At 42.0% G+C, this 10948-nt stretch carries 8 protein-coding genes; 2 read left to right on the forward strand and 6 right to left on the reverse strand.

Annotated features, from left to right (window positions below):
* Positions 1-73: 73 nt before the first annotated feature.
* The gene (locus DEF30_RS04545) at positions 74-952 is read right to left on the reverse strand and encodes an AraC family transcriptional regulator (RefSeq protein WP_294096927.1); all 879 of its coding nucleotides are present in this window, start codon (positions 950-952) and stop codon (positions 74-76) included.
* Positions 953-1064: 112 nt separating this feature from the next.
* On the opposite strand from DEF30_RS04545, the gene DEF30_RS04550 reads away from it, so the two are divergent.
* Positions 1065-2408, forward strand: coding sequence for an MATE family efflux transporter (locus DEF30_RS04550; protein WP_294096929.1), 1344 nt, complete (start codon positions 1065-1067; stop codon positions 2406-2408).
* 10 nt (positions 2409-2418) lie between these two features.
* Here the strand turns inward: DEF30_RS04550 and DEF30_RS04555 are convergent, their stop codons facing one another.
* From DEF30_RS04555 to DEF30_RS04575, 5 genes are all read right to left on the reverse strand, one after another.
* Positions 2419-3003, reverse strand: coding sequence for an NUDIX hydrolase (locus tag DEF30_RS04555; protein ID WP_294096931.1), 585 nt, complete (start codon positions 3001-3003; stop codon positions 2419-2421).
* A gap of 37 nt (positions 3004-3040) precedes the next feature.
* On the reverse strand, positions 3041-3625 hold the full coding sequence (locus DEF30_RS04560) for a TetR/AcrR family transcriptional regulator (RefSeq protein WP_294096933.1): 585 nt from the start codon (positions 3623-3625) through the stop codon (positions 3041-3043).
* A 302-nt stretch (positions 3626-3927) separates the two neighbouring features.
* Positions 3928-6399: an EAL domain-containing protein gene (locus DEF30_RS04565; protein WP_294096935.1), complete on the reverse strand. Its 2472-nt coding sequence runs from the start codon at positions 6397-6399 to the stop codon at positions 3928-3930.
* Between the two features lie 23 nt (positions 6400-6422).
* Positions 6423-9077, reverse strand: coding sequence for a transporter substrate-binding domain-containing protein (locus tag DEF30_RS04570; RefSeq protein WP_294096937.1), 2655 nt, complete (start codon positions 9075-9077; stop codon positions 6423-6425).
* The gene (locus tag DEF30_RS04575) at positions 9049-9312 is read right to left on the reverse strand and encodes a hypothetical protein (RefSeq protein ID WP_294096939.1); all 264 of its coding nucleotides are present in this window, start codon (positions 9310-9312) and stop codon (positions 9049-9051) included. The genes DEF30_RS04570 and DEF30_RS04575 overlap by 29 nt, the downstream gene beginning before the upstream one ends.
* Before the next feature lie 962 nt (positions 9313-10274).
* On the opposite strand from DEF30_RS04575, the gene DEF30_RS04580 reads away from it, so the two are divergent.
* Positions 10275-10948: hypothetical protein (locus DEF30_RS04580; protein WP_294096941.1), on the forward strand; the 674-nt coding region annotated here is incomplete at its 3' end.

Genomic DNA, 10948 nt, shown 5'->3' on the forward strand with positions numbered 1-10948 from the left:
TTCTGGCGCAATTCCTGTAAAAAGCGAGAATTCCCCCACCTAAAGAGGATGGAGGAATTCTCGCTAATTCAGGTTACACTCTATTCTTTTTTCTGGATCTCATCTGGTACTGCTTCGGTGTGGTCTCATAGTGCTTCTTGAACGTTCTGATAAAATAGGAGTAATTCTGAAATCCACAGAGTGCTCCAATTTCCATGGCAGAATGATCCGTCGCTTCCAGAAGCTTTCTTGATTTTTCCAGCTTCAGCATTGTGAAGTAGTGAAGATAACTGGTTCCAGTATAATTCCTGAAAAACTTGGAGAAATAAGAAGTGCTATATCCTGCAAACTTTGCTGCAGACGCCAGTGTGATCTCCTCTGTTAGGTTTTCCAGTAGCCAGTTGGTCAGCTTTTTCATCCGTTCCATCTGACCTGCGGCAATCATTGGATCCTGGGAAGTCAGTAAAGTATGTCTTAGACCGTGCAGCAGCCGGAACAGATCACTTTTCACAAGAAAACCAATTCCCTCCTCCTGCTGTTCCCGATAAGAGACGAGACTTTTAATGGTGTGAAGCACTTCTTTCTTCACCTCCTCCCTTACAAATGGCTCCACCTGAAACTGCTTCGTTCCGAGAAGAAGAGGCTGCAGCATCGATTCATTGAGATGATCCTCATCTTCTTTAGACATTAAAAAGTTCAGATGAAAAAGTACGTTATAGTAAACAGCATGCTTTCCTGGAATTTCCTCCATGGCATGGATCATGCCCGGAGAAACCACATAAACCTTTCCAGCTTCCGCTCTATATTTCTGTCCATTCACCATCAGTGTCAGCATTCCTTCTTCGACATAAAGAATTTCCATTTCCTCATGCCAGTGCATTGGATAATAGGTGAACCCTTCGGGAATTTTTGAGCGGTACACAGCAAAAGGGAGCTGATCTACGCCGTGTCTCTTTTTTTCATATTGATGCAATCCGATATTAGGATTCTTTTGTATCATTTTTCATCACATTCCTACAAGTTTTTCTGTTAATTAGATTATATACTATGATATGAGAAAAAACTTATCAAACGAGGACAATTATATGAATGAACAAAAGAAACTACTAAAGCTCTCCTTCCCTCTATTTTTTGAGAGCCTTCTATTTACCGTCATCGGGAGTGTAGACACACTGATGCTTTCAAATTACAGTGACACTGCTGTAGGGGCTGTAGGTGTTGCAAATCAGATTCTCTTCCTGGTTCTTATTGCAGGAAATGTCATTGCTCAAGGAGCTGGTATCCTCATGACACAATTTGTGGGAGCCAAGAGAAAATCTGAAGATCTGCAGACTCTTACTATCACAGCGCTCATGGTGAATACAGTTCTGGGACTCTTCTTCAGCGCTTTATTGGTACTATTCTCCCATGAACTTTTAGGAATTATGGATCTCCATGGGGAAATGCTGAGATTCTCTTCAGAATACTTCATCATCATATCAAGATATCTTTTCATTCACCTGATGACCATGACCTTTTCCGTTTATCTCAGATCCCATGGTGAGACAAAGACAGCGCTTAAAGTCTCTATTCTCATGAATGTTGTGAATGTAGTGCTCAATTACATCCTTATTTATGGACATGCAGGATTCGATGCATTAGGTGTTCAAGGGGCTGCCTACGCTACCGTGATATCGAGAATTGTTGGATTTGCCGTACTGGGGTCCATTGTGTACAAAATGGGGTTTCGCCTGAAGACCTTCCGATTCAGACTTTCTTCTATGATGGATATTCTGCCACATATCCTAAAACTTGGAGCTCCAGCTGCAGGCGAGCAGATTTCCTATAATCTTGCAAAATTTGTGATGATGATTTTTATCACCAGACTGGGAGATGTGGCCATCACAGCCTACTCTTACAGCAATACCCTTGCAGGTTTTGTCTACATATTCTCTGTATCCTTAGGACAAGGGACTGCCATTATGACCGGATGGTATACGGGGTCGGGACATCAGGATAAAGCAAAAATCCTCGGAACCCATTCCGCAACGCTGTCCTTCTCGATCAGCATGATTCTCTGTACACTTCTTGTTGTCTTCCGAATTCCCCTTTTGGGTATTCTCACAGACAATCTTGAAATCGTAGCCCTTGCAGGACATGTTCTGCTCTTTAACTTCATTGTGGAGGCTGGCAGGAGCCAGAACCTTATTTATGTGAATGCTCTGCGCGCAGTTGGTGATGTGCATTATCCCTTCAGAGTCTCACTCCTCTCGATGTGGGGCATCGGTGTCTTCTTCTCCTATATTTTCACTTTCTCTTTTTCTTTCGGGCTGCCTGGCATCTGGATTGCCCTGGGTCTGGATGAGATTGTTCGAGCACTTCTTTTCAGAAAAAGATGGCTCACCGGTTCTACGAAAGCAATATGGTCCCCAATGGAAAAACAGGTGTAGAAATCAAGTCCTACACCTGTTTTATTTTTGCTTCTGAAATCAGTTTGTGGTAAATCGGCGTAATATCCGGCTCATCAGCCTTCACATCAATGTCCTCCAGCAGCACCCATTCAATGCCTTTGGTCTCAGCTTCGTTCACTATGCACTCTTCTTCCTCTTTCGCAATCAGTACAAAGGCAGCATTGAGGTGCAGATGAGGAGAAACGTAAAATCCGTTCTTCACATGTCCCTTTACAGGCAGAATATCCAGCCGGTAAAGAAGAGTGCCATTTCTGCTCATTACAGGTCTGAAATGACTCAGTCCCGTCTCCTCCTTCGCTTCCTTTATGGCCACATGAAGCAAATCTTCCTCCCCGTCAGCATGTCCTCCCTGCCATGTCCAGGCATCATATATTCTGTGATGAATCATGAGCATCTTCGTGGCAGTTTCATTCAGTATGACCGTGGAAGCCGTCATATGGGCCATGGGATCTTCTCTCGTAAGCACTGCTTCTCTATTTCTCTGTATATAGTTCAGTATGGAATCTTTGATCGCTTTATCTTCGTTCGTCTGTGGCAAGTATTCTTCCACAAGGGCATAATAGTTCGTTCGCACAAGCAGCCACCTTTTCCTTTGTTTTTCCTGTCCTCTGTCAGCATGAGCTGTTTTTGAGCATCTTCAATAAACACTGAATGTAATAGATTCTTTTCTCCACAGTATCAATATTGCCGCTGTATAATCCATCGTTGGCATTGTCTTCCGTTGGGTGGACCATCGCAGACATAAACACCATCTTTTTGATTTCCAGTTCGTGCTCACCAAGATATTCTTTCAGCGAAGCATTTAATAATGAAAACATATGGTTCAGTGTTCGGTTCAGCTCCTCGGATGCTGAGTTCTTCACTTCACTTCTGTAAGCATCTTTTACCAAAACAACACTGTTTGGATACAATAACGCATACTTCATGGTCTCATTGGCATAATAAATCAGTCTTTCTTCCAAATCCATGGTTTGATTCTCTAAAAATTCTACAGTTTTCAGCATATTGTCCGTATAAAACTCTCGAACCAGAGTAAGAAGCTGTTCTTTTGTGTCAAAGTAATAATTGATGGCACCTAGATTCACCTTAGCTTCTTTGACAATAGCACGGACGGGCACATCAACGGTTCCTTTTTGACCAATCAGGTACAAAGTGCGGTCTACAATTCTCATCTCTACTTCATTTAATTCACGCATGGATCTCCCCTCCTTACTTGAAGTCTAAACCATATTTCTAATGAATTCATTAAAAATAATCAAAATAGCCAAATAAGTACAGAACTTCTCTTCTGATTCAGATTTCACTCTTTATTTCTCTAGCTGTACCATTCATTGCTGCTTAGTTTGCTCTTACAAAAGCTCAGGTTCTGTTCATGGAAATCCGACCGCTTCATTATGAAACTCTGTTTAACTTTATCCTTTCATCTGTGACCCGATGCCACACCGTAAAAAGCGTGCTCATTCTCTTTCACAGGTCATCCAAATAGACACTTTACTTTCTAAAGTAGCACATCAAATATCTTATCTTCTTCTATTGGCTTATAGAAATAATACCCTTGTACCAAATCGCATTGATGAGACTTCAAATAGCTCAGCTGCTTTTCGTTCTCAACGCCCTCCGCTATGACAGTATGCCCTAACCTGTGGGCCATGACAATAATATCTCCGGTGATGGCGGAGTTCTCCTCTTTTTCCGTAAGTTTGTCAATAAATGACTTATCAATCTTCAAACAGTTGATATTGAGTTCTCTCTCCCTGGATAGAGACGAGTATCCGGTGCCAAAATCATCAATGGATATATGGATTCCATGAGCTTTCAAAACTCCCAGAGTCCTATTAATATCATCATAATCTGATGAGAAAACAGTCTCCGTAATTTCAATATGGATTGACTCAGGTGGAACCTGATAGAGACTCATCGCATTGAGGAGATACGCGCAGAAATCTTCCTTCAGCAGCTGGATCGGAGAAATATTGATGGATACCCAGTAGCTTGTGAATCCTTGATGATAAAGCCTCTGGATAAACCTCAGCGCCATATCAATGATACGTTCCCCTATCGGAATAATAAGCTTTGACTTCTCTGCAACCGCGATAAACTCAACCGGAGAAACCTTTCCTAAATAAACACTGTCCAATCTGGCCAATGCTTCAAACCCAACAATGGTATGATCTTTGATGTTCAGGATGGGCTGATAATGAAGACTCAGTCTTTCCGGATTGATATGATCAGTGATCTGCACCAGTTCTTTCTTGATCTCTTCTTCTCGAACAAGACCCGCTTCCATTTCCTCGTCAAAAAAACTGATGGGTAGCTGCTCCTGATTATCCAGTCCTTTCTCAGAGGCAATGAGCATGCTCTTCAGCAGTCTGTCCCCATCCATATTCTTTTGGCTATTGAACTCCACTACACCAAATCCAAGATTGATTCTTTCAAGTAGAAGGAGATTTTCAAGGCTTTCATGGAGATCTTTCGCAAACTGCAAAATGTCCTCTCTGGAGGAAACCTCATGAAAGTAGAATACAAACTGGTTATCCTGAAATTTATACAGCGACTTATCCGAGCTGCAGTAAAGAAGTAATGTATCCGCAATCTTCTTGATCAGATCCTGCGTATAATGATGTCCATATATCAGCGTGACAACGTGAAGATAGCTGAGATTCACAGCCATGAGGGCTTTTGAGGATCCATCATGGCGGTTCAGATCTCCTGTGAGAACTTTGTCCAGTGAATACTGGTTCCTTATGCCAGTCCAGCTGTCATGGGCCATCTGAAACTTCAGATTCTCCTCCATTCTCTTTTTCTCTGTCACATCCAGAATAATGCCTTCCAGCGCTTCCAGTTCGCCTTCCTCATTAAAGATCCCTTGACCTTTTTCAAGGACCCATATTCTGCTTCCGTCTTTTTTGACAAGTTCATACTCAGCATTTAATGTCTGCCCTAACGGAAGAAGATCACTCCATGCTTTTCGAAGCATGCTCCGGTATTCCTCTGCGATAATCTCATCAAAAGTAACGGCCTGATTAAAAAGAAGGTCTTTTGAATCATAACCTGTGAGCTCTTTGGCACCATCTGAGACAAACTCCATGGTCCAGTGCTCATCATATTTGCACCGGTAGGCAAGTCCTGGTAGATGGGAAAGCAGGACAGATTTGCTGCGTTCGCTCTCCATAAGCCTCTGCTCTGCTTCTTTCCGTAATGTGATATCTTGAATCATCGAAACATGATTATACTTATGGTTTGCATGAAGATCAATCTTTGAAACCACCATGTTCACCCATACATAAGTGCCATCCGGCCTCAGAAATCTCTTGTCCATGGTGTACCCTTCAATCTCTCCTGAAACCATCCTCTCATAATAACGAAGGTTCTCAGAAATATCATCAGGATGCGTTAAAGCCTCCCACCCCAACCTCCGGAGCATCTCACTGCTGTACCCTGTGATCTCCTCATATACAGGATTTATGTTAATATAGGGATTTTCATTATCTGTACATGGTTCCCTGTTAAAAGACACTGCAATTCCTATGGGTGCCTGCTGATAGATCTTATTATAGGTCTGAGTCTGCTTGGAGAACTCTTCCTGTAGTAATTTCTGCATCCGAAGCAGTTCTGTATGGATTTCGATTCTTGCAATGAGGGATTCCAGCTGGATGGGTTTTCTGATATAGTCCACGGCCCCCATCTGAAGACCTCTGATTTCATTATCGTTCTCATCATAGTTTGTCAGAATCATGACTCTTAGATTTTTTAGCAGTCCCTTCTCTTTTATGATTTCTAAAAACTCGAACCCATTCATCACTGGCATATTGATGTCCAGGATGACCATATCAAAAGGTCCCTCAGCCTCTAAAAGCGCAAGACCCTCCTGTCCGTTGGAAGCTGTTTGAACTGTATAATGACCGAGCATAGACTTTATCATCAGTCGATCTGCCGAAGAATCATCAACCACTAGTATTCTTGTTGTCATTCTCTTATCTCCTCTTGGACGCGCTATTTTTCAACATAGTATTGGATTTCCACAAGAAGTCTTTGAAAAAGACCTGTAAAATCACTCTTATACATAAGAATATCCATATCTTTACCGTCTTGCAATACTTTTTGAAATTTCACACAATAGTCATATATTTCTTTTGCACCAATACTGCCTGAGCTGCTTTTCAGTTTATGAATGAGATGCTCCGCATCTTCATACGCTCTGCTCTTTATCACTCTATCCAGTTCAGAGAGAAACTCCTGATTTTCTTTCAGGTACTCCCGGAGGACTTCCAAATACAGCAGTTCGTTCCCTCCCATACTTCTCAGTCCAGACGGAACATCCAGAAGCATGTTCCTTTGGAAAGAGCGTTCTTTCTCATCTAAAAAGGCAGCTGCCTGGCAGATGAAATCATCTGGATCAAAGGGTTTGCTGATAAAATGATTCATTCCATGCGCCTTGCATTTCTCTTTAACGCCAAGAACCACATCAGCAGTCATTGCTACAATGGGCACTTCCTTATCAAGAGCCCGAATGATTTCTGCAGATTCAAATCCATTCATTACCGGCATGTGCAGGTCCATGAGAACCAGCCCAATGGTCTTCTGATGCTCTTTGAACAGATCCACCCCTTGCAGACCATCGGATGCCACAATGGTGTCAACCCCAATTCTTGAGAGGAGAGATTTTGCAATCAGCTGATTGGTTTTGTTGTCTTCCACGAGAAGCACTGATTTTCGCATTTTTATCCCTTCTTTCTCCTGGTAGAGCTGCACCTCCTCATGTATGCCTGTGGTGGCTTTCGCTTCAAAAAGATCTACGATACCATCCAGAAGCACAGAGGGTATAATGGGTTTTCCTATTGCCAGATGCACTGGATTGTTTTTCACTTCATCAAAGAGTTCTTCCCTCATCATGGGCACAAGTAGAAGAATCTTAGGCTTTACGGTAATTCTCGAGTTTTCATAGATTTCTTTCGCAAACTGAAGCCCGCCGTTTTTGGGTGCATCATAATCCAGAATCAGCAAATGAATCTGCCCCGCAAAGGGTTTTGCACCGTTTTCCAGAATACTCAAGGCACTCTTCTCAGAGGTTGTCAGTTCGCACTGCATACCGAATGATCTCAAGTAGCTTTCGATGAGATTCATGCTTGCACCATTTTTTTCAAGAACCAAGGTTCGGATGTCTTTGAACTGACTGGAAGAGAGTCTCCTGGAATACTGATCCTGACGCTCCTCATCCACAGGTAAAGTGATTTTCACAGAAAATGTTGAACCTTCATTTTCTGTACTGTACACTTCAATGGTTCCATGCATCAGTTCAACCAGATGTTTAACAATGGAAAGTCCTAATCCAGATCCGCCAAACCTCCTGGTTATGGTGGAATCCGCCTGAGTAAAAGGCACAAAGAGCCTGCTAATCTGGGTGTCATTCATGCCAATCCCCGTGTCTTCCACCGTGAAACAAAGATGGTACTTTGATCCCTCCCTTGCCAAAAGTCTTATTTCCAGAAGAACTTCACCTTTTTGGGTGAACTTTGATGCGTTGTTCATTAGGTTTAAGAGAATCTGCTCCAGTCTTTTCCCATCTCCCAAAAACCAGTTGGGTACCTTGGAATCTTTGATTAGTCTGAGTCCTATCCCTTGTTCATCAATCTTGTAGGACACGATACTGATCACATTCTGGATCACCTGATCTAAGCTGAAGGAAGTGATTTCCAGCTCAGCTTTTCCTTTTTCGATTTTGGCATAATCCAGTATGTCATTGATGATGCTGAGCATATTATTGGATGCCTGAGTGATCCGATCAATATAGGTTCTTTGGGTCAAGGTAATTTCGGTCTTTCGCAGGAGATAGGACATACCGACAATCGCATTCAGAGGAGTCCGGACTTCATGGGACATCCGCGCAAGAAAGCTGGATTTGAAATCATTTGCCTCCTCTGCCTCCATCTTTGCCGCCTCCAGCTCCATCTGTGTCTCTTCCCTGTGCTTCACTTCTCTTTTCAGCTTAAGGATCCAGTAAAAGGATACCCCGAGAATAATCAGTGCTGTTGCTCCAATGAGGGCTATGATTCGAAGAAACGGGCCAAAGTCCGGCTCACTGGAGACGGAAATCCATCTTGAAGCGATCTCCATGCGCTCCTCGTCCGTAATGGTATCCAGTGCTTTATTCAATATGCCAATGAGCACTGGCCAGTCTTTTCTGACTGCAAAATGGATGCCCAGATTTTTATCCGCTTCAAAAGCAGTAAACTTAAGATTGGTCAGCGCAGAATTCTGTATCAGAAAGTTGGTGGTTGCCAGATTGCCCACAAAGGCGGCTTCAGTTCCATTCGCCACTGCAGTGAGCGCATCCTCCACCGCGTCGTAAAGACTCAGGTTAATATCTGGAAATCCTAACAGATAGCTGTGATGTGAACTTCCTTTCTGAACCGCTACCAAAGAGCCCGAGAGGTCTTCAATTCCTTGTATGCCCTTTTCATCCGTTCTTGTTACGATCACTCGTTTGAAATGGTAGTAGGCTTTAGAAAAAATGAAGTACTGCTCACGGTCCTTAGTACGGGATATGGCTGATAACATAGGTATCTCATGAGACAATGCCTTGTCATAGGTTTCAGGCCATGTCAGATTTTTCCGAACCTTAAATGTCAGTCCAGTCCGATCTTCCAAAAGAGCCAGATAGTCTGCAGTAATTCCCTTTATATTCACCATCCCGATCAAGAAGCTCGAAAGGAACAAACAGGGAATCAATCCCAATTTCAATGATAGGATGCTCCTCAATAAATATTACTTCTTCTTCACTCAGGGCTATTTTTTCAGACGCTCGTCCATTCTCTGTGAAGAAAAGTGAAATGATAACTATGCTGATGAGTATTGTAGCAATGAGATACGCCTTTTTTAACACCAGATCTCCTGCTGCTCAAAATATGGACATCTCTACCCATGATAAGACTTTCCCCGTTTAGCGTGTCTGTCTTTGTGATTGCAATTAATACACTGCACTTATTTGATAGAATGACAGAACACTCCTATGGTGAAACTCCCTAAATAACCTTGAGTATATACTTGCACCAGAGAGAATATGCTGGTCTGTCTGCTGCAGTTTCTGTACTTTGATTACTTGTTCACGGATATATTGTCGAGCAGCTTCTCCTTTCTCATTTTAGTTTCGTTGTTTCAGACATTCCTATTTCCTTGAAAGTCTTACTTGTCCGACCTTCGGTTCTTCCCTTGATTCAACATTTTTTCCAGATACCCATTTCTATAGTTCCTGCAATAGTGTGTTTTGGCAATATAGGCGTTGGAAAGCCATCTGTAGAAACCAATAATCTGTTGTAATCTGCGTTTGTTCTTTGTTGGCTTCAGCTCCACTTTATAAGCTCTTCAAACTGTCTGTGAATGAGATCTCTCATTCAGCACTTCTTTAATTCAAGGCTGAATATTCTGAGTATTCTGAGTATTATTTCATGTTTCTAAACAAAAGCAAATAATTTTCTCTATCTGTTTTCTATTCTTTTAGTTTAACACTACATAAGATTTATAGACAAATTCATTTTTTCGCCATTCTTCTTGAATTTATGTATAGTTTGCTGAATTATTAATGAAATCACTAAACATCATATACAACTCCGTATAAAGAACATCTTGTCCAATATGACGCCTTCTCCGATGCTGATATACTTCTCCATTATTTGAATGAAATCCAATACGGAAGAAAAAACAGAGTTTCACAGAAAGCAATGATTTGGGACAATTAAGTAGGAAATTTGCATCAGAACAAAATTTATATTAACAAACTATCACGAGTAGCATAAATATAGAGGGTAAATGAAATAAGCCTTTTAAATCTAAAGCGGGAAGTGGATCATGGAAAGCTCCAAACTGAAAGAAACCTATGAAAAACAGCAATATGAGAACCAGGCAAACTTTGTTTATGTGAACACAATCATTATTGGTGCCATCCTGGTTTTCATCTATTTTTTTGTCCTGCAGACCTATAGAGTTGCATTGGCAAACGTTCTGCTCCTGGCAGTATCTTATTTGTCCATCAAACTCAACCGTAAGGAACAGTACGCACTGAGTTCTCTCATTTTCATCACCATGGTGGCCTTTACCGCATTTCTCCAGATTCATGAGTTCGGTCTCCGAACTGGATTCCAATATTTTTATCTTAATCTCTCAGGACTTGTGATGTTCACCAACTGGAAACCATGGCAGAAAGCAGCTGGAACAATACTTCTGGTTTCCCTGTTTATCCTTTCATTTGGGATGAGCTATCAGGTTTCTCCTCCAGTCGAGTTGAACTACTTTTGGGTTTTCTTTTTGCATACGGTGAATATACTGCTTAATGTGGCCGGTGTCGCAAACTCTGCTAATTACAAGAATTGCGCCAGAATGCCCATACCGAGCTTGCCCGGCTTCAGCCGTGGGCTGAATGGCGCTTGCAATGGTATTTTGCGTTTCCCAGTGCTTGTAAACGGCAAAAGCACACGCATTAATGTGCCTGTGTTGCTATCAACCTACCAATTAGAAAAATTAAA

The sequence above is a fragment of the Proteiniclasticum sp. genome (genome assembly GCF_003514505.1).
Classification (GTDB): domain Bacteria; phylum Bacillota; class Clostridia; order Clostridiales; family Clostridiaceae; genus Proteiniclasticum.